The sequence below is a fragment of the Aureimonas phyllosphaerae genome, assembly GCF_047943035.1.
In the GTDB taxonomy this organism is placed as follows: domain Bacteria; phylum Pseudomonadota; class Alphaproteobacteria; order Rhizobiales; family Rhizobiaceae; genus Aureimonas; species Aureimonas phyllosphaerae.
Window position 1 is genome coordinate 3,487,771 of record NZ_CP181348.1, and the last position, 19,407, is coordinate 3,507,177.

At 66.3% G+C, this 19,407-nt stretch carries 18 protein-coding genes; 10 read left to right on the forward strand and 8 right to left on the reverse strand.

The annotated features are described in order from the left end of the window. Nucleotides 1-101: 101 nt before the first annotated feature. The 3 genes from ACLNGM_RS16730 to ACLNGM_RS16740 form a co-directional block, all read right to left on the reverse strand. Entirely contained in the window at nt 102-872 is a 771-nt protein-coding gene (locus ACLNGM_RS16730) for an SDR family oxidoreductase (protein WP_416355776.1), read from the reverse strand. Nucleotides 873-908: 36 nt separating this feature from the next. Further along, nucleotides 909-1,904 carry a D-erythronate dehydrogenase gene (gene denD / locus ACLNGM_RS16735; protein ID WP_416355777.1) on the reverse strand — a complete coding sequence of 332 codons (996 nt, stop codon included), beginning with the start codon at nt 1,902-1,904 and terminating at the stop codon, nt 909-911. Between the two features lie 61 nt (nt 1,905-1,965). Next, complete coding sequence (locus ACLNGM_RS16740) at nt 1,966-2,733, reverse strand: FadR/GntR family transcriptional regulator (RefSeq protein WP_416355778.1); 768 nt, start codon at nt 2,731-2,733, stop codon at nt 1,966-1,968. A gap of 222 nt (nt 2,734-2,955) precedes the next feature. On the opposite strand from ACLNGM_RS16740, the gene ACLNGM_RS16745 reads away from it, so the two are divergent. Together ACLNGM_RS16745 and ACLNGM_RS16750 are read left to right on the forward strand one after the other, a co-directional pair. Further along, on the forward strand, nt 2,956-4,590 hold the full coding sequence (locus tag ACLNGM_RS16745; RefSeq protein ID WP_416355779.1) for a peptide chain release factor 3: 1,635 nt from the start codon (nt 2,956-2,958) through the stop codon (nt 4,588-4,590). 99 nt (nt 4,591-4,689) lie between these two features. Further along, nucleotides 4,690-5,277 carry an NADPH-dependent FMN reductase gene (locus tag ACLNGM_RS16750; RefSeq protein WP_416355780.1) on the forward strand — a complete coding sequence of 196 codons (588 nt, stop codon included), beginning with the start codon at nt 4,690-4,692 and terminating at the stop codon, nt 5,275-5,277. An 18-nt stretch (nt 5,278-5,295) separates the two neighbouring features. Here ACLNGM_RS16750 and pncA read toward each other — a convergent pair whose 3' ends face one another. After that, complete coding sequence (pncA, locus tag ACLNGM_RS16755) at nt 5,296-5,925, reverse strand: bifunctional nicotinamidase/pyrazinamidase (protein ID WP_416355781.1); 630 nt, start codon at nt 5,923-5,925, stop codon at nt 5,296-5,298. 115 nt (nt 5,926-6,040) lie between these two features. On the opposite strand from pncA, the gene ACLNGM_RS16760 reads away from it, so the two are divergent. Then, the gene (locus tag ACLNGM_RS16760) at nt 6,041-6,463 is read left to right on the forward strand and encodes a DUF4174 domain-containing protein (protein ID WP_416355782.1); all 423 of its coding nucleotides are present in this window, start codon (nt 6,041-6,043) and stop codon (nt 6,461-6,463) included. A gap of 9 nt (nt 6,464-6,472) precedes the next feature. Here ACLNGM_RS16760 and ACLNGM_RS16765 read toward each other — a convergent pair whose 3' ends face one another. Beyond that, on the reverse strand, nt 6,473-7,297 hold the full coding sequence (locus ACLNGM_RS16765; protein WP_416355783.1) for a polyphosphate kinase 2 family protein: 825 nt from the start codon (nt 7,295-7,297) through the stop codon (nt 6,473-6,475). Between the two features lie 147 nt (nt 7,298-7,444). On the opposite strand from ACLNGM_RS16765, the gene ACLNGM_RS16770 reads away from it, so the two are divergent. Both ACLNGM_RS16770 and ACLNGM_RS16775 read left to right on the forward strand, forming a co-directional pair. Beyond that, complete coding sequence (locus ACLNGM_RS16770; RefSeq protein WP_416355784.1) at nt 7,445-10,762, forward strand: DEAD/DEAH box helicase; 3,318 nt, start codon at nt 7,445-7,447, stop codon at nt 10,760-10,762. 254 nt (nt 10,763-11,016) lie between these two features. Continuing rightward, nucleotides 11,017-12,054 (forward strand): SOUL family heme-binding protein, encoded by a 1,038-nt coding sequence (locus ACLNGM_RS16775; protein ID WP_416355785.1) that lies wholly within the window; start codon nt 11,017-11,019, stop codon nt 12,052-12,054. 65 nt (nt 12,055-12,119) lie between these two features. Here the strand turns inward: ACLNGM_RS16775 and ACLNGM_RS16780 are convergent, their stop codons facing one another. Then, nucleotides 12,120-12,464: a cupin domain-containing protein gene (locus tag ACLNGM_RS16780; protein ID WP_416355786.1), complete on the reverse strand. Its 345-nt coding sequence runs from the start codon at nt 12,462-12,464 to the stop codon at nt 12,120-12,122. A 285-nt stretch (nt 12,465-12,749) separates the two neighbouring features. Between ACLNGM_RS16780 and rplM the strand changes: the two genes are divergently transcribed. The 4 genes from rplM to argC all read left to right on the forward strand — a co-directional run bounded on the left by rplM (nt 12,750) and on the right by argC (nt 15,733). Beyond that, entirely contained in the window at nt 12,750-13,214 is a 465-nt protein-coding gene (gene rplM, locus ACLNGM_RS16785; RefSeq protein ID WP_061934558.1) for a 50S ribosomal protein L13, read from the forward strand. Further along, complete coding sequence (rpsI, locus tag ACLNGM_RS16790) at nt 13,214-13,690, forward strand: 30S ribosomal protein S9 (RefSeq protein WP_055887538.1); 477 nt, start codon at nt 13,214-13,216, stop codon at nt 13,688-13,690. Before rplM ends, rpsI begins: the two co-directional genes overlap by 1 nt. 115 nt (nt 13,691-13,805) lie before the next feature. Beyond that, nucleotides 13,806-14,768, forward strand: coding sequence for an agmatinase (gene speB / locus ACLNGM_RS16795; protein WP_416355787.1), 963 nt, complete (start codon nt 13,806-13,808; stop codon nt 14,766-14,768). Between the two features lie 41 nt (nt 14,769-14,809). Next, entirely contained in the window at nt 14,810-15,733 is a 924-nt protein-coding gene (gene argC, locus ACLNGM_RS16800) for an N-acetyl-gamma-glutamyl-phosphate reductase (protein ID WP_416355788.1), read from the forward strand. A 6-nt stretch (nt 15,734-15,739) separates the two neighbouring features. On the opposite strand, the gene ACLNGM_RS16805 is transcribed toward argC, so the two are convergent. Continuing rightward, nucleotides 15,740-16,816: a COX15/CtaA family protein gene (locus ACLNGM_RS16805; protein ID WP_416355789.1), complete on the reverse strand. Its 1,077-nt coding sequence runs from the start codon at nt 16,814-16,816 to the stop codon at nt 15,740-15,742. 216 nt (nt 16,817-17,032) lie between these two features. Here ACLNGM_RS16805 and ACLNGM_RS16810 point away from each other — a divergent pair, with 216 nt between their 5' ends. Further along, a complete protein-coding gene (locus ACLNGM_RS16810; RefSeq protein ID WP_090957965.1) occupies nt 17,033-17,242 on the forward strand; it encodes a DUF2842 domain-containing protein in 210 nt (69 codons plus the stop codon). A gap of 12 nt (nt 17,243-17,254) precedes the next feature. On the opposite strand, the gene ACLNGM_RS16815 is transcribed toward ACLNGM_RS16810, so the two are convergent. Then, nucleotides 17,255-19,228 (reverse strand): hypothetical protein, encoded by a 1,974-nt coding sequence (locus ACLNGM_RS16815; protein WP_416355790.1) that lies wholly within the window; start codon nt 19,226-19,228, stop codon nt 17,255-17,257. Nucleotides 19,229-19,407 lie beyond the last annotated feature (179 nt).

A 19,407-nucleotide genomic window follows, 5' to 3' on the forward strand; every position in this document is an offset into this window, starting at 1 on the left:
CGGCTTATGCTGCCAGTTGCCTCGCCTCCGCGGCCGTGTCTGTCTCCTGGGGGCGGCGCCCCCGCGTTTGGTCGGCGACCCTTTGGGGCCGCGCTGACTGGTTAGCCTCGCCCGACGAAGGGCATCTTGGTGGCCATGATGGTCATGGTCAGAACGTTGGCCTCCAGCGGCAACGCGGCCATGTGAACGACCGCCGCCCCCACATGGGCCGGGTCCATCGTCGGCTCGGAAGCCGTGCGACCGTCGGCCTGCAAGACGCCGGCCGACATTGCGGCGGTCATGTCGCTGGCCGCGTTGCCGATGTCGATCTGGCCGCAGGCGATGTCGAACGGGCGGCCGTCCAGCGCGGTCGACTTGGTGAGACCGGCGATCGCGTGCTTCGTCGCGGTGTAGGGTGCCGAGTTCGGCCGCGGCGTCGTCGCCGAGATCGAGCCGTTGTTGATGATCCGCCCGCCATGCGGTTGCTGCGACTTCATCAGGCGGAACGCCTGCTGGGTGCAGAGAAAGGCGCCCGTAAGGTTGGCCGAGACGACCGTGCTCCACTGCTCGAACGAGAGGTCTTCGAGCGGGATCGGCGGCGCGACCGAGCCCGCGTTGTTGACGAGAAGGTCGAGACGCCCAAACCGTTCGGCAATCCCCTCGAACAGCCCGGCGACGGACGCGGGATCGCCGATATCGGCCACCATCGCCACCGCGCCATGGTCGATCTCGCCCGCCGCCGCTTCCAGAACATTCTGGCGGCGACCGCAGATCACGACCGTCCATCCGGCCGCCGCCAGCGCCTTCGAGATGGCCTTGCCGACACCGGTGCCGCCACCCGTCACCAGCGCTATGCGGCTTGCCGTCCCGGAGTTTGCCGTCTCGTCCGCCATGCCGTCCAATCCTTCCGTTGCCGTCGTCGTCATTCGTCAGGCCGGGGCCCGAACGGAGCCGCCGAGTTCATCCTCGATATGCGCGCGCACGATTTCCTCGAAGGAATCCTCGACGGTGAAGCCGAGATCCCGCGCACGCTTCGCCTCGATATCCGGCGCCCAGCCGTCGACGATGCGGATAATCGTCTCATCCGGCACCCGCTTCACCAGCGACAGAGCCGCGTCTCCAGCGACGATGCGTAGTGCGTCCAGTTCGTCGCCGACCGTCGCGGAGAGACCGGGCATGTTGAGGTTGCGCCGGGGCCCGATTACGCTCGTGTCCATCGTCGCGGCATGAAGGAAGAAGCCGACCGCCGCGCGGGGGCTCGCGAAGTAGTGGCGCACCGTGTCAGCAACCGGCAGCACGGCTTCCTTGCCCGACATCGGCTCGCGCAGGATGTTGGAGAAGAAGCCGGAGGCGGCCTTGTTGGGGGCGCCGGGGCGCACGCAGATCGTGGGCAGGCGGAGCCCCACACCGTCGAAGAAGCCGCGACGGGTGTAGTCGGCGAGGAGCAGCTCGCCGATCGCCTTCTGCGTACCGTAGCTTGTCAGCGGCGTCAGTGCGAAATCCTCCGGCACTCGCGCGTCGAAGGGTGCGCCGAACACCGCGATCGACGAGGCGAACACCACGCGCGGCTTGTAGCCGGAGCGCCCGTGCTCGTGCCGGATCGCGTCGAACAGGTCGCGCGTCCCGTCGAGGTTGATGCGATAGCCCTTCTCGAAGTCGGCTTCCGCCTCCCCCGAAACGATCGCGGCAAGATGGAAGACGACGTCCGGCCGCTCGGCGATCAGAGGCTCGGTGGCTCCCGACGCGGAAACGTCGATCGCCTTGCAGACGATGTCGGCGATCTTGCCGCCGGGCGCCTTCGGCTCGACGACGTCCACCATCACCAATTGCTCGACAGGCTGGCCGCCGAGCCCGCCGTCGGCCGCGATCCGCTCAGCGAGCTTGCGCCCGATCATTCCGGCCGCGCCGACGATCAGAACCTTCATGCGTATTCCTCCCCCTTTACGCCGGAGGCCGCCTCCCCGCGGCCAGCCGGCGCCTATTCCGTCATGCGGCGTAAGTCTCGTCGCCGCGCGAGAGCGACATGCCCATCACACGCAGCGTCGTTTCGTAGATCCTTCGGATGTGCACTTCGAAGGCGCTCATCGTCGCGTCGCGATCCCGCCCCTCCAACGCCCGCACGATGTTCGTGTGGTCGGTATGGCTGCGCGCAATCGCACCTCGCTCCGAGACCGCGCGATGCCGCTGCTGCATCATGTATCCGAACAGGTCGCCGACGAACTCCGCCAGCACCGGGTTGGCGCAGCGGCGATAGATCGCCAGATGGAACTCGCGGTCCAGCACGAGGAACCGCACAGGGTCCTCGAGAGCGGTCTCCTGCATTTTCAGGGACTGGTTGAGGAGGCGGAGCGTTTCCTCGTCCATCCGCCCGGCAGCGTCGCCGACCACCACGAGTTCGTTCAGGAGCCGAGCCTGATGAACGTCGTCGAGACCGTAGCTGTTGATCAGCCGCGGTTCACGCGATCGGTGGAACTCGGGTCCGACGTCATCCGAGCGAACACGCGTGCGGGCGCCATGCAGAACGGCCAGCAGACCCTTGGCCGCCAGGATTTGCACACCGCCGCGAACCGACTCGCGGCTCACCTGCAACGCGGCCGCGAGATCGCGCTCGCTCGGCAGATCGTCGCCCACCTTGAAGATGCCGGACGCGATCAGCATCGCGATCTTTTCCGCCACAACGTCCCGCACGTTCCGGCGCACGATGGCCTCGCGCAGCTCGGGCGTGTTCTCCAGGACGAATTCCGACAGCGACATGCGATCCACCTCTGGCCACTGGCACGACCAGCGGACCAGTTGAGCCTTTCAGGCGTCGTTTTGTCTGTCAATTGGTCGCATGTGCTGCGCTGCGGTGGCGCTCGGCCTCAATAGAGAGGAAGCGGCGAAACCCTTGCGATCGCTCAGGTAAGCCGTCATTGGAGGGGCAAAGAATTCGGCATCGGCCCGAGCCGGTGCCCAGACGATCGGGAAAGGGCGACCATGAGCGCCGCAACGGACATCACGACAGGCGCCCGCCAAGGCGATTCGCCAGCACCCAAGGGCTTCGCCGCGCGGCGGACCTTCGCCATCATCTCGCACCCGGACGCCGGCAAGACCACGCTGACCGAAAAGCTCTTGCTCGCCGGTGGCGCCATCAACATGGCCGGCGCCGTCAAGGCGCGCGGTGAGAACCGGCGCGCCCGGTCGGACTGGATGGAAATCGAGCAGTCGCGCGGCATCTCGGTCACGTCCTCGGTGATGACGTTCGAGCGCGAGGGTATCACCTTCAATCTGCTCGATACGCCCGGCCACAGCGACTTTTCCGAAGACACCTACCGAACGCTCACTGCGGTCGACAGCGCCATCATGGTCGTCGACGTCGCCAAGGGCATCGAGAGCCAGACGCGCAAGCTCTTCGAGATCTGCCGGCTGCGCGACATCCCGATCATCACCTTCGCTAACAAGGTGGACCGCGAGGGCCGCAACGCGTTCGAGGTCATGGACGAGGTCGAGGAGGCGCTGCAGCTCAGCGTCTCGCCGCAGGTATGGCCGGTCGGCATGGGTTCCGACTTCCACGGCTGCTACGACCTCTTCACCAATGAATACCTTTATTCGTCGCTGCGGGCTGGCGGACCGTGCGACAGCGTCAAGCAGATGACCGGCATCAACGATCCGGCACTCGACGCGATGGTGCCGGAACACGTCCTGACCCGCTTTCGCGAAGAGGCGGAACTCGCGCGCGAGGGCTACGCGCCCTTCGACGCCGACGCCTATCGCCAGGGACACCTGACGCCCGTCGTCTTCGGCAGCGCGCTGCGGGACTTCTCGGTCGACCAGCTCCTGCGCATCGTCGCGCGCTTCGCACCGCCGCCGCGCTCGCAGCCCTCGGACAAGGGTCCGGTCGATCCACGCACGAACGCGGTTTCGGCCTTCGTCTTCAAGGTTCAGGCCAACATGGACCCGAACCACCGCGACCGCGTCGCCTTCGTCCGCTTCTGCTCCGGCCACTTCAAGCGCGGCATGAAGCTGAACCACGTGCGTTCGGGAAAGCCCCTCGCGGTCAACAACCCGATCTACTTCTTCGCACAGGAACGCGACCTCGCCGAGGAAGCCTTCGCAGGCGACGTGATCGGCATTCCGAACCACGGGACGTTGCGCGTCGGCGACACGCTGACCGAAGGCGAGACCTTCCGCTTCACCGGCCTGCCCTCCTTCGCGCCGGAGGTGATGCGCCGCGTCCGGCTCGAAGATACGATGCGCATGAAGCAGTTGCGCCGGGCTCTTGAGGATCTGGCTGAAGAAGGTCTTGTGCAGGTCTTCAAGCCGGTCATCGGCTCGAACTGGATCGTCGGCGTCGTCGGCCCTCTCCAGCTCGACGTCCTCGCCTCGCGCATCAAGCAGGAATACAAGACCGACATCGGCTTCGAGCCCGTGCCGTTTTCCACGGCGCGCTGGATCTCGTCGCCCGACGAGAAGAAGCTGAAGACCTTCATCGACGAGAACAAGATGTCGGTGGCCGAGGACCGGGACGGTCGTCCCGTCTTCCTGCCGAAGGGTGACTGGGAGCTGCGCTACGCTCGGGAGCGCAATCCCGACCTGCGCTTCGACGAGACGCGCGAACTCGTCGCCACCTGACGGATCGGCGACGATCCGTTCACGACACGCGACCGCCAACGGTGGTTGCAGCGCACAATCGAAAGCGGCACATAGGGATCAACTTTTCAGGAGGTCCCGATGACTGACGTCGCCGTCCTTGTCGGCTCGCTGCGCCGCGAATCCATCAACCGCAAGCTGGCGCTGGCCCTCGGCAAGCTCGCCGCGCCGCGCCTGAACTTTCGCATCGTCGAACTCGGCGACGTGCCGATGTACAACGACGATCTGTTCCCGAACGTCCCGGAGGCCGTTCTGCGCATGAAGCGGGAGATCGAGACGGCGGACGCGGTTCTGTTCGTCACGCCCGAGTACAACCGGTCCTTCCCCGCCGTCCTCAAGAACGCCATCGACTGGGGCACGCGCCCTTACGGCCAGAACGCCTTCAGCGCCAAGCCCGGCGGTCTCGTCGGGACTTCGCCCGGTGGTACGGGAGCGGCGGCCGGGCAGAACCACCTGAAGAGCGTCCTTAACGTGGTGGACGTCGTCTTGATGGGTCAGCCGGAGGTCTACCTCGTCTGGAAGGCCGAGGACTTCGCCGAGGACGGCACGATCCGCAACGACCACACCCGCGAGTTCCTTCAGCGCTACGTCGATCGCTTCGTGAAGTGGATCGAGCGCACCTCGGAGCCGAAGACCTCGGCCCAGGCCGACGCCAACGGGACGAACTGACCCGTTGAGGCTTCCGCCTCACACGAGGTCGGAGGCCTCGATTCTTCGGATGCCGCGCTTGTCGAACTCGGCAAACGCGCGCTCCAGCGAACCACCGAGGTCGATCGCACGGCAGGCGTCCACGATGACGAAGACCGGCCAGCCCGCTTCCGCCGCATCGAAGGCAGTCCAGGCAACGCAGAAATCGGTGGCTAGTCCGCACACGAACACCCGTTCGGCGCCACGCTCCCGCAAATAGCCGGCAAGACCCGTCACCGTGGTGCGGTCCGCTTCGCGGAGCCCCGAGTAGCTGTCGATTCCCAGCTGATGCCCCTTGCGCACGATGGCCTGGGCGTTCGGCACGTCGAGTTCGGGATGAAATTCGGCCCCGCGCGTCCCCTGCACGCAATGATCGGGCCAGAGGACTTGCGTTCCGTAAGCGACCTCGATCGTCGTGAACGCATCGCGTCCGTGCGTACTGGCGAACGAGATATGCCCGGCGGGATGCCAGTCCTGCGTCAGCGCGACGATCGCAAAGCGCGGGGCCAGCGCGTTGACCAGCGGGACCACCGCGTCGCCGTCCGTCACGGCGAGCGCTCCGCCGGGACAGAAGTCGTTCTGCACGTCGACGACCACCAGCGCGTCTCGCCGTCCCACTGCCTCCGGCATACGATCTTCTCCGTCCAGCGCGATCCCTGGAACAGGCTTACGGGTGCGCGTCGCGTCTGCCAAGGAACACCAGTGTCGTCGCCTCGTTGTCCGCAGCGTTCAAGGAGGCGAACCGATGGACTTTCACCTCGTGATCCCGATCCTGATGGCCTCCAGCGTTGCGGCGTCGGCGGCATCTCTGGATGCCATGCGCTGGGAAAGCCGCGTGCTGCTGATCGTGTCCAGCGAGGCCGGCGCGGCGGAGGCCGAACGGCAGGAGGCGTTCCTGCGCGGGCGCGACCGGGACCTCTCCGAACGGCAGATGACCGTGATCGCGGTTCGCGGCGATGAGGTTCGCACGCTGGCGGGCAGGTCGCCGACGGGTTTGTCCGCAGCTGTACTCCGCCGAGACGCCGGCGTCGGCGACGTCCCCTTCGTCGCCGTCCTGATCGGCCTTGACGGCGGCGTCAAATGGACGTCCCGCACGCCCGCATCGCTCAACGAGATCAATGCCGTCGTCGATGCCATGCCGATGCGGCGTGCCGGGCTCGATCGCTGATGGAGCGCGTCAGCGCGTCTCCTTTTCGTGCAGCTTTTGCAGTTTCTCGAACTGCTTCTCGATCTCCTTGCCGACAGGCTCGGGCTTGAGGTCGACACCCTCCGCGAGCTTGTGGGCGATGTGCTCCAGCACCGTGATGCGGGCGTAGCGCTTGTCGTTGGCGGGGACGACGAGCCAGGGCGCGTTGGCGGTCGATGTGCGCTCCAGCATCTCGTTGGCCGCATTCTCGTATTCCGACCAGCGTTCCCGATTGCGAAAGTCCTCGTAGGACAGTTTCCAGCGCTTCAGCGGATCTTCCATCCGGTCCTTGAACCGCTGAAGCTGTTCATCCGGCGTGATGTAGAGAAAGACCTTGGTGATGCGGGTTCCCGCATCCGTCAACAGCTTCTCGAACCCGTTGATCTCGTCAAAGGCCCGCCCCCATTCGGCCGGCTTGGCGAAGCCCTCGACACGCTCGACGAGAACGCGACCATACCACGAGCGGTCGAAGACGCAGATTTCCCCCTTGCCCGGCAGGCGCTGCCAGAAGCGGGCGAGGTAATGGTGGCGCAAATCCTCTGGCGAGGGTGCCGCGATCGGCCAGACCTTGAAGCCCCGGGGGTCCATGACGGCTGCCATCCGGCGGATCGTCCCGCCCTTGCCCGCGGCATCCCAGCCTTCGAAGACGCAGACGGCCGCATCGCCAGTATGAAGATAAGCCTGGTGGATTTCCATGAAGCGGACCTGCACCGCCTTCAGGCGATCCTCGTACTCGTCCTTCTCGATCGTCTTCGACATGTCCAGGCGCCCGAGCGGACGGTGCGAGTCAGCTGCGTCGGTCGTGTGATGGGTCATTCGTCGCTCCCCTGTCGCCCGGCCTCGCGGCACCGGGCGCACGATCGTTGGCGACACATTGAACCAGCTTCCGGCGGCGAGGATCGGAGTCCCCCATCGCGCGTTTCCCACGCGATCCGGCTTCCGCCGCCATGAGTGATGCGTAATATGCTCCAGTCCGTCGACCTCGACACCCGCATTTCGGCCGCTGAGACGATCTCGCCGCTACATCCCGTGGGTGCGACCGCGGTTCGGCTGATCGATCGCAAGGCCCGCGCGCCTCAGTCCCCTCTCGTCTTCGTGGCCCAGACCGCGCGTCGCGCCAGCGACATCGCATCGATCCTCCGAGCGCTCGAGCCCGGCGCCAAGATCGCCTACTTCCCGCCCTGGGACTGCCTGCCCTATGACGGCCTGTCCCCGGCCCGCGCCGTGATGGGACAGCGCATGGGCGTCCTGCGCTGGCTGACCAACCGCGGGAACCTGCCGGAAATCGTCGTCACCACCGCGGAAGCCTTGATGAGGCGCGTGCCGCCCCGCTCCATCTGGAAGACGCTGCACCGAGAGTTTCGGGCCGGCGACGTGTTCGACGTCAAGGCGATGCGTCCGTTCCTCCAGAGCCTCGGTTACCTGTTCGACGACCGCGTCGACGAACCAGGCGAAGCGGCGATCCGCGGCCGGGTCGTGGACTTCTTCCCCGCTGGCGGAGAGCTTCCCTGCCGCATCGAACACGAGGAAGGCCGGATCGTTTCCATCCGGTCCTATGATCCGGTCACCCAGCGGACTATCGACGAGATCGAGTGCCTGATCGTCGATCCCGCCAGCGAGATCATCGGGGACGAGACCGCGCCCGAGCCGGTGACCGACGCTCGGCTGGCGAAGGGTCGCCGGAAGCTCGAGACGGTCTTCGACTATCTCGGCGCAACCGAGCTTCTTCTCGAAGAAGGGTCGGATCGCCGCGCGGAGGCCTTTCTCGAGGCTGCGGAGGCGGCCTCCGCGGAAGCTCGTGATTCGGCCGGTTCGGGGTCACGCTCCACGTTACCAACGTCGGAGAAGATTCTTCTCACGCCGGCCGAATGGCGCGAGCAGGTGTCCGGCAGTCTGGCGGCCGTGATCGACGACCCGGCCGAAGACGATGTCGAAGCGGTCGCGCGCCTTCCGAACTTCGCTGCGGAAAGCGCGCCCTGGGCGGCCCTGCGCGCGTTCGTCGGCAAGGGCAAGTCGCCATTGCGCGTCGTGATCGCCGCCGGCTCGCGGCCCCTTCTCAACGACTGGCATCGACGCGCCCGGCGGAACCTCGGCGGCGAATGGGAGCGTGCGACCGGATGGTCGACCGTCGAAGCCTCTCCGCCGGGGAGCAACTGGTCGATGCTGCTTCCGCTCAGCGAAGGCTTCGTGCTGCGCGACCGCGGCGTGGTCGTCGTCACCCCTCAGGATCTCGGTGGACGCAACGCCGCGAACGCGCATAGCCAGGGTCACGCCGCGCTGCTTGGCCATCTCGACGATTACGAGATCGGCGACGCCGTGGTGCATATCGACCACGGTGTCGGCATCCTGCGCGGACTGGAGACGATCGAGCGCGACGGCCGCACCATGGACGCACTGCGGCTTTCCTATGCTGACGACGCCTCGCTCCTGGTTCCGATGGAGGAAATCGGTGCGCTCTGGCGCTACGGCGCCGATCCCGGAGACCTGAAGCTCGACCGCCTGAAGGGCGAGGGTTGGACCAACCGGCGCAACGACCTCCTGCGGCGCGTGCAGGACACCGCGCGGGGAATGGTCGATCTGATGAGCGCCCGCCGCAGGTCGAAGGCGCGTGCCCTAAAACCCGAGCGGCGAGCTTTCGAGCGCTTCTGCGCCGGCTTCCCGCATGCCCTTTCGCCGGATCAGTCGTCCGCAGTGGACGCGGTTCTGGCGGATCTCGCATCCGGCCGTCCGATGGACCGGCTGGTGTGCGGCGACGTCGGGTTCGGCAAGACCGAAGTCGGCCTTCGCGCAGCCGCCGTAGCCGTCTCCGCGGGCCGGCAGGTGGCGATCGTGGCGCCGACGACGGTTCTCGCACAGCAGCATACGCGTTCGGCCGCCCGGCGTTTCCGCGCCCTCGGGATCGAGGTTGCTCATCTCTCCCGCCTGTCCGCCCCCGATGAGGTTCGGCGCGTCAAGGAGGGCCTGAAGAGCGGCGAGATCCGCATCGTCGTCGGCACCCATGCGCTCTGTGCAGCCGACGTCGCCTTCAGGGATCTCGCGCTCGTCGTGATCGACGAGGAGCAGCGCTTCGGCGCACGCCACAAGGCGCGCCTGAGGGAACTTGCGCCGGGCGGTCACGTCCTGACCATGACGGCGACGCCCATTCCGCGGACCCTGCAGGCCAGCTTCGTCGGACTGAACGAGATCAGTGTCATCGCGACACCGCCGATCCTGCGACGGCCCATCCGCACGATCCTGAAAGACTTCGACGACGATCTGGTGCGCGGCGCCCTGCTGCGGGAAAAGCGGCGGCAGGGACAGAGCTTCGTCGTCTGTCCGCGCGTCGAGGACATCGCGCCGATGGCGGAGCGCCTGAAGTCGCTCGTGCCGGAACTCGAGGTCGCGGTCGTCCACGGCAAGCTGCCGGTGGAGACGATCGACGAGGTGATGCTGCGCTTCGGCGAAGGCGGCGGCGACGTTCTTCTGGCCACCAACATCATCGAAAGCGGCCTCGATGTGCCTGCCGCCAATACCATGATCGTCTGGCGCCCGGACCGCTTCGGTCTTGCCCAGCTGCATCAGCTGCGCGGCCGGGTGGGCCGCGGATCGCGTCGCGGTACGGCCTTCCTCCTGACCGACCCGAAATCCGATCTCGGCGAGACAACCCTGTCGCGCCTGCGTACGCTGGAATCTCTCTCGGGCCTCGGCGCCGGCTTCACGATCTCGACCCGCGACCTTGACCTTCGGGGTGCGGGCGAACTTCTCGGCGAAGAACAGGCGGGACATCTCCAGCTCGTCGGCCTCAGCCTCTATCGCCACCTCATCGAACGCGCGCTTGCGGTGGCTGAGGGCAAGCCTGTCGACGACGACTGGACACCCGATATCGTGCTCGGCGCGAGCGGATCCGTTCCGGCCGACTACGTGCCGGATCCCGCGGCGCGCATCAATCTCTACAGCCGCATCGACCGGCTGCGCGAGCGGGCCTCGCTGGAGCTTCTCGTGGAAGAGATCGACGACCGCTTCGGCCCGATCCCGCCGGAAACCAAGATCCTCCTGAAGACCGCCGAACTCCGCCTCCGGTGCCGCGAGCTGGGCGTCAGCAAGCTGGCGTCTGGCCCGAAAGGGACAGCGGCGACCTTCCGGACCAAGGACGATGCCGCACGCCACACGGCGGTGAAGCTTCCGGCGGGATGGAAGTGGGGCGACATGAAGCTTGTCTCCCCGAAGGGAGGAGACACCGTTGCCGAGCGTTTCGTTGCGGCCAGGATTCTGCTGGAGACGATCGACGCCCCCGCTTCATGAAGGCAAAAAAAGGGGCGGCACAGAGGCCGCCCAGTTTGGCTGGAGTATCAGGTCCATGAAAAACCCGATGCCCTTTAATTGGTTACGGAGGCCGATGGTTGCGACGAAGCTTACGGAAATTTAAGCCTCTCGCTGCCGTTCGGATTTCACCTCGCGTCGCAACCAAGCTTCTCCCGCCACGTTACAACGGCGCCGCACGCTCGCATCCTGCGTGACCGCCGCGGCACCTTGTTTGTAGAAGTAAGGAGAACGAGATGTTCCGCGATAAGCCTTCGGCCTACGATCGGATCAGCGACGCGATCGGCGACATCGGCGAGCGGCTTTCGGACGTCGAGGCGCGGATCGTCGAGAGGCTTCACCCCCGCCCGTCCAAGGCCGAGAAGCTGCGCCGCGCCGTCGAGCGCGAGGTCAACCGTCTCTACGCTTCCGCCGAGCCGTCCTATGCCCGCTACCTCCCGAGCTTCCTGACGGGTTGGTCCCTTCCCTCCACCGAAGACGCACGCTCCGGGATCCACAGCGCCCGCCGTTCGCTATCCGACGGCGCCCATGATCTTGCCGATCATGCTTCGGGTCTCAGCCGCTACCTGCCGTCCAGATCCTCGCTGTCGCCGTCCTGGGGTCATCAGGCGAGCTTCCGTACGGGCCGCGGATACCAGCGCAGCAAGGACTATCTGCGCGAGAATCCGAACGTTTCGACCGCGCTGATCGCGGGCGGCGCGATCCTTGCCGTGGCCGGCGCGATCTACGTGACGAAGAAGATCGCGGACCACGCCGAAGAGCCCGACTTCGATACCGTTCGCAAGGACGGCGACATCGAGATCCGCGATTACGACGCACTGGTGGTCGCTGAGACGATCAAGACCGGTTACCATGAGAAAGCCCGTCGTCGCGGCTTCGAGAGCCTCTACGACTACATCGCCTCGAACAACCGTTCGGGCAAGAAGATCGCGATGACCGTGCCGGTGCTCCAGCAGCTCTCCGAGGGCGAGGGCCGCACCAAGGGCTGGGCCATCCGTTTCATCATGCCGAAGAAGTACACCAAGTCGAGCCTTCCGACGCCGAACAACAACGACGTGGCGATCCATGAGGTGCCGGCTAAGCGTGTCGTCGCGATCCGGTTCAGCGGCAACTTCACCGCCACCACGGCGTCGAAGAAGCTGATGACCCTCTACAACTACATCTCGGACGAGAACCTGAAGCAGAAGGGCGACCCGATCTACGCCTTCTACGACGCGCCGTGGACGCCGGGCTTCCTGAAGCGCAACGAGATCATGATCGAAGTCGAGCGCTGAGACTTATCAGCTTTGCCTGAGACACGGGCGTCCGCTTCGGCGGGCGCCCTATTCGTTTAGGCGTATCAGAGGCGGATCACGTAGGTCTTGCGGGTCGTCTCCAGCACGCGCCACGTTCCCTTGAAGCCCGGCCGGATGACCACCGCGTCGTCGGGCCGAAGGTCGCGCGCGTCCCCTCCCTCTTCGGTCAGGACCGAATGGCCCTCCAGGATCTGGCAGAACTCCCACTCGTCGTAGGACACGCGCCACTCGCCCGGCGTCGACTCCCAGATTCCCGCATAGAGTCCGCCTTCCTGTTCCTCGAGATTCCAGGTCCGATGGACGGGGTCCCCCGCGACGATCTTTTCCGATGAGGGTCGCGAGATCTCGGGTTCATGGCCGTCGATTGCAACGCGGATGGCATGGCTCACCGGCAACTCCTGTGGCTGATAGCAGCTAGTCTACGCTTCGCAGCCAGGTCGCGTCCATGCGGTATTCCGTTACCAAATTTACGGTATCCTATAACCACAAATCTATCACATTGTTTTTGTTAGATATTTTGATTTTCAGACCGGCCGTTCGGCGACTCTCAGCGCTTGCATCGCTTTCAACCCATGTGTATGGAGACCGTCAAGGAGCGCGGCCCGGTCTGCGCTTTTTCCGCCGCGGGCAGGTTTCGTTCCGCCCCGCGCCATGAACGACCCAAGGATACCCCGATGAAGACCTTCTCGCAGAAGTCCGAGACGGTGGAGAAGAAGTGGATCGTCATCGACGCCGAAGGGCTCGTTGTCGGTCGCCTCGCCTCCCTCGTTGCGCTTCGCCTCCGCGGCAAGCACAAGCCCTCCTTCACCCCGCATGTCGATGATGGCGACAACGTCATCATCGTGAACGCCGACAAGGTCGTGTTCACGGGCAAGAAGTACCAGGACAAGACCTACTACTGGCACACCGGCTATGCCGGCGGCATCAAGGAGCGCAAGGCGCGCGAGATCCTCGAGGGTCGCTTCCCCGAGCGCGTGCTCGAGAAGGCCGTCGAGCGCATGCTGCCGCGCGGTCCGCTCGGCCGTCGCCAGCTCAAGAACCTGCGCGTCTATGCCGGTGCCGAGCACCCGCACACCGCCCAGTCGCCCGAGGCGTTCGACGTCAAGGCGCTGAACTCCAAGAACGCGAGGGCTGCATAATGGCCGACCTGAATTCGCTGCAGGATCTGGGCTCCGCGAACGTCGCCGAGACCTCGTCCGCCCCGGTGCGCGTCCAGAAGCTCGACGCTCACGGCCGCGCCTACGCGACCGGCAAGCGCAAGGACGCGGTCGCCCGCGTCTGGGTCAAGCCGGGCTCCGGCAAGATCACGGTCAACGACAAGAACTACGTCGACTACTTCGCCCGTCCGGTTCTCCAGATGGTGCTGCAGCAGCCGATCGTCGCCGCTTCTCGCGACGGCCAGTTCGACATCGTCGTGACGGTCGCCGGTGGCGGTCTGTCCGGTCAGGCCGGTGCGGTTCGCCACGGCATCTCGCGCGCCCTCACCTACTATGAGCCGGGCCTGCGCTCGGTCCTCAAGAAGGGCGGCTTCCTGACCCGCGACTCGCGCACCGTCGAGCGCAAGAAGTACGGCCGAGCCAAGGCCCGTCGTTCGTTCCAGTTCTCGAAGCGCTAATCGCTTCCACTGCTGGATCGCCGATCGAAGGGCCCTGGGAAACCGGGGCCCTTTTTCGTTCTTCAAGCCGTCGCGCTTCTCCCCTATCTGTGGCGCCGACGACGGAGACTGTTTCATGGCCGGACAAACGATCGACCACGCCTTCACTGCGACGCAAGCCATCGGCGCGGCGAGCGATCCGACCTATGCCGGTGCCTTGTCCTTCATGCGCCGGCGGCTTACGAAGGATGTCGCGGGGTCGGACGTAACGGTATGGGGCATCCCGTTCGACGCCTCGGTGTCCAACCGTCCCGGCACGCGCTTTGGCCCGCAGGCGCTTCGACGCGCCTCCGCGATCTTCGACAACGATCCGCAATATCCGTTTCACGCCGACCTCTTCGAGGCGCTCGGTGTCGTCGACTACGGCGATTGCCTCCTGGATTACCGACTGCCCGAGCGCGCCCATCTCGCCATGCGGACGGAGGCCGAGGCGCTTCTGGCCAAGACGGGCTTCCTCCTGACGCTGGGCGGCGACCATTCGATCACGTTCCCCCTGCTGCAGGCGCATGCCGCCAAGCATGGACCGCTCAGCCTCGTCCACTTCGACGCGCACCAGGACACGTGGCCGCTCGCGACCGACACGCACGGTCGCCCCCGCGTCGACCACGGTTCCTTCGTCTCGGCCGCCCTGCGCGAGAGCCTGATCGACCCCGAAAGCTCGATCCAGATCGGCATCCGCACCCACGCGCCGGAAACCGGGGGCATCGAGATCCTGCACGGCTACGAGGTCGAGGACCTCTCCTCGTCCGCCATCGCCGAGCGTATCGCCGCGCGTGTCGGCGGCCGCCGCTGCTACCTCACCTTCGACATCGACTGCCTCGACGTCGCCTTTGCGCCGGGCACCGGCACGCCGGTCGCGGGTGGCCCGAGCAGCGCCAAGATGCTGGCCGTCCTGCGTCAGCTCGGAAAGCTCGACATCGTCGGCGCCGATCTCGTTGAGGTCTCGCCGCCCTACGACCACGCCGACATAACGGCCGTGGCCGGCGCGACGATCGCGATGTACGTCCTCGGCCTTCTCGCCGAAAAGAAGACGCGCTGATCCCGGCGCCCGCAGTTTCACCTCCCAGGACGGAGCGCAGCATGAAGCCCCGCATTTTCATCGACGGCGAGCACGGCACGACGGGCCTTCAGATCCGCTCGCGCATGGAGGGGCGCAACGACGTCGAACTCCTGTCGATTCCGGAAGCGGAGCGGCGCAACGAGGCGATGCGCGAAGATCTCCTGAACTCGGCCGATATCGCGATCCTCTGCCTTCCCGACGACGCGGCGCGGCAGGCCGTCGCGCTCCTTAGCGGCAACAATCGGGCCCGCGTCATCGACACGTCGACCGCGCACCGCACGGCCGAGGGTTGGGCCTATGGCTTCGCCGAGCTTTCGCGCGACCAGCCGGAGGCGATCCGCACGGCGCGTCTGGTCGCCAATCCCGGCTGCTATCCGACCGGCGCGATCGCACTCGTGCGTCCCTTGCGCGATGCGGGCCTCCTGCCCGACGGCGAGACCCTCACCGTGAACGCGGTGTCGGGCTACACGGGTGGCGGCAAGCAGATGATCGCGCAGATGGAGGATCCCTCGCGCGAGGATGCGATCACCGCGCCGCACTTCCTCTACGGGCTCGACCTTAACCACAAGCATCTGCCGGAAATGCGGGTCTACGGACGGCTTCCGCGCGATCCGCTGTTCTCACCCTCCGTCGGCAAGTTTCCGCAGGGGATGATCGTTCAGGTGCCGCTGCTGCTCGACGGCACGGTCACGGCCGAGCGGCTGCACGAGGCTTTGGCGGCGCACTATGCCGGCAGCGAGGTCGTGACCGTATCCTCGCTGGCGGAAAGCGCTGCGTTGAAGCGCATCGACGCGACGGAACTCGCGGGCACCGATCGCATGGTGCTTCATGTGTTCGGCTCGAAAGACGGCGAGCGCGCCAACCTCGTCGCGGTTCTCGACAACCTTGGCAAGGGCGCTTCGGGCGCCGCGGTCCAGAACATGGACCTGATGCTGTCGGCATGACGACGATCAGGCCGCAGCCGGCACCGGGTAGCGGCCGAAGAGACCGCGGACGTGGAAGACCGCGCCCGCGAGCACCACGAGAGCACCGGCCTGATGCATCAAGGCCGCATCGATCGGCACGTGCATCAGAAGGGTCGTGATGCCGATCATCGCCTGGGCCAAAACCGCCACCGCCAGCCATGTCGCGCCCCGCGCGTGGTGCGACCCCGGCGCGATCCGGCGCGCCGCGATCGCATGGAGGATCGCGACCGTCAGCAGCGCGTAGGCTCCGAGGCGATGGACGAACTGGACCGTCATCGGGTTCTCGAAGAAATTGCGCCAAGTTGGTGTCATCGTGAGAAGATTGGACGGAATCACCTGCCCATCCATCAGCGGCCACGTGTTGTAGCTGAGGCCGGCGTTGAGCCCTGCGACGAGGCCGCCGAGATAGATCTGGAACAGCACCATTGCGACCAGGAGGAAGCCGACGAGATAGGAGTGGTCCGTCGGCGCCCGCTCCGTGGGCCGGTTGACGAGGCCGCGCGCGATCCAGAGCGTCGCCGTCAGGATAATGCAGGCCATGGTCAGGTGGACGGCCAGCCGGTACTGGCTGACGTCGGTGCGCTCGACGAGGCCCGAGGCCACCATCCACCAGCCGATGCCGCCCTGGAGGCCGCCGAGTGCCAGAAGACCGACGAGGCGCGGCTTCAACCAGGGCTCGATCCGCCCGGTGACCCAGAAGAACAGGAGCGGCAGCGCGAAGGCGACGCCGACGGACCGCGCCAAGAACCGGTGAGACCATTCCCACCAGTAGATCACCTTGAACTCCGACAGCGCCATGCCGCGGTTGATCTGCTGGTACTGCGGGATCTGACGGTAGAGGTCGAACTCCTCCTGCCATTCCGTGTCCGACAGCGGCGGCACCACACCGTGGATCGGCTTCCATTCGGTGATGGAAAGCCCCGATTCCGTCAGCCGCGTCGCCCCGCCGACCACGACCAGCGCCATGACCATGGCGGCGATGACATAGAGCCAGATGCGGATCAGGCGCCGATTGTCGGCGATGCGGGGCGGAACGAAGGTTGCGTCGGTCAGGGTCGTCATGGAACTCGCTGACGGCCTCCGGCGCCACGGCGCGGAACCGTCCCTTCTGGAATGACGGCTCGGCGACGCGCACCGATCCGAGCGTCGGCGCCGAGCTTCTTGCGACGTGATGTGTTACGAAGCGAGCGCAATGGCAAGGATCATATTGTCCTACCCGCTTGCCGCTGCCGCCGGAACTTGCGAGGACACCGGCGAACCATCCCGAGCGAGACCCGCATGCCCGTCCGTCTGAAGAAGCTCATCGGCGTCGTCATTCTACTGGCGCTCGTCGTGATCTACGCCGTCGTCGCCACCGCGTTTGCCTCGCTGCGCCTCGCCGATGCACCGGGCTGGGTGCATCTCCTGTACTTCCTGATCACCGGCCTGTTCTGGATCGTCCCCGCGATGTTCGTCATCAGTTGGATGCAGCGGGAGCCGAAGGCTTAAGCTCATCGTCGCTCAGAGGGCGAACTGCCGCCCGTTGGCAAGGATCATGTCGGACAATCCGGCTTCGCGCAGGCGCCTGATCCCGGCCGTGACGATCGCTTCGTCCTCACCGTCGACCGTGACCACCAAGGCCGCATCCGGCGTCAGCAGGGACTTCACAGTCTCCGGCGCGACGCCGCCGCAGACGACGAGCAGCACCTCGAAGTTTCGCTCGATGAAGTCGAGAACGTTGCGTCGTTCCATCGCGAGGAATGCCGCCTCCCCGATCACCGCCTGACCGCGACCGAAGACCTCGGCCTGCGTGGGGACGTCCCGGCGGGCGATCTCGGCGAACGTCGCCTCCCCGGCTATCATGTCGGAAACGCCGAGCGAGCCGTCCTCTACACCCATCGCCCGGGCCGCGAGCTGTCGTTCGCTGAGGTCGAGAAGCGCTGCCTGCGATCCGCGGAGCGAGAGCCGGCGCACGATCTCGACGGCAACCGGCCGCTCGTCTTCCGCGACCGGAACGATCACCACGCGGCTGACTTCGCTGGCGAGAATCCCGGCGATCAATTCGTCGGCCGGCGTGATGTCGATCCCCAGCGCTTGCGGGTGCGGGATCGCAGCGCTCCCGGCGGAGGCCGTAGCACCCCGCCGTGTGCGGGCCGGCGCGTTCTGCGGGAAAGCCGCCGGAGCGAAGACGCCGCGAGGGGACGCGAAGATGGCAAGAAGCGAGGCGGCGATGAAGCCGAATGCTGCCGACCCGGCGACGATGGGCCAGATGTTCGGTCGAAGCTCCCGGACTGTCACGTCCATCGAAACAGCCGGCTTTTGCTGAGGTACCGCAGGCTGGTTCACCACGGGCGGGACGACAGGCTCCGGTGTCGGCGCGGCGGAAGTGGCGGCGACCGCGGCGGCGCGCGCCGACAATAAGGCGTCGAGCGTCTGCCGGGCGGCCGCGACCTCGGCTTCGACCTCGGCACGCGCGGCAGTCGCCTGTTGGTCTGCTTTCGAGGCTGCCGCGTCTTGCGCAATCGCCTGCTCGGTGTTCGCCAGATCTCGGCGAAGCCCGCCGATTCTCCGCTGGATCGCCGTCGCCAGTCGATCACGCGCCTCGTCGAGTTCGGAATTCAGATCGTCGAGGCGAAGGCGCAACGTCGCCATGCGCGGATGCCCGTCGAGAAGCGTGCGCGAGAGCTCCGTGATCTGGGTGGCGACCGTGTCGCGCCGCACGCGGGCGTTGCGCCAGGACCGCCACTCCTCGCTTTCACGAAGGCTGGCAGGCGCGTCGCTCGGGGTCGCCGAGGGCAACGAGCGTGCGAAGCGCACCAGCCCTTCCAGTTCCCGGCGAAGACTTGGCGCGTTGCGGTTGGCTGCATCCTGCGACGAACGGCTCGACGTCTTCGCCTGATCAGACGGCCGCGGAGGCGGCAGTGCAGCCTGACGGTCTTCGGCACTGGCCAGTGTCTCGCGCGCCGACGCGATGGACGCGTCCAAGGCTTCGATCGCAGAATTCCGCTGCGACGTCTCCGGCGGCGGGGCCGCCTCTCCAGCAGGCGTCGAGACATCGGCAACGACGGGGTCGAGGTCGGCGATCAACTGCTCCGCCAGCGCCTCGGCGTGCGCTCGTGCGACCTCCGCTTCCCGGTCCCGCGCCCAGACCTCGACCGACCCGTCCGGCCGACGTTCAGCACCCGTTTCAGCACGCCCGCCCTCGGTCTGATCCAGCAGTTCGAGCCACGCGGACAGGACCGTCGATCGAGATGGCTCCGGTCGACGCGGCGCTTCGGAGATGACGCGCTGCAGCGTGGCATCGTCCCAATGCGCCGACACTTCCGGGGGGGCGGACAGGCGCACCGTGGCCTGCTGGACCGGCGGCACGAGCGATCCGGCCGCGAACGCCGCAAAGCCCAGCGCAGCGGTCGAAGCCAGGATACGGTTGCGGTTCGACCAAAGGGCGTGGCCGATGCCTCCCTCCTCATCGTTCCGCTCGTCCGCACTGGCCATTCGGCTTCCCCTTCGGTCCAGAACGACTCCTCTTGGTCGGCCTTCCGCTACGTCCACAGGATAAGGTCACCGCCTCTCCAAGCAATGCAGCATCGTTTTTACGGTTAATTAACCACGTTGCTCATAGGTTTGAGCCTGAAACGAGGCGTCGGCCTCCCTGCCCGCCACGCTCCCGGAGA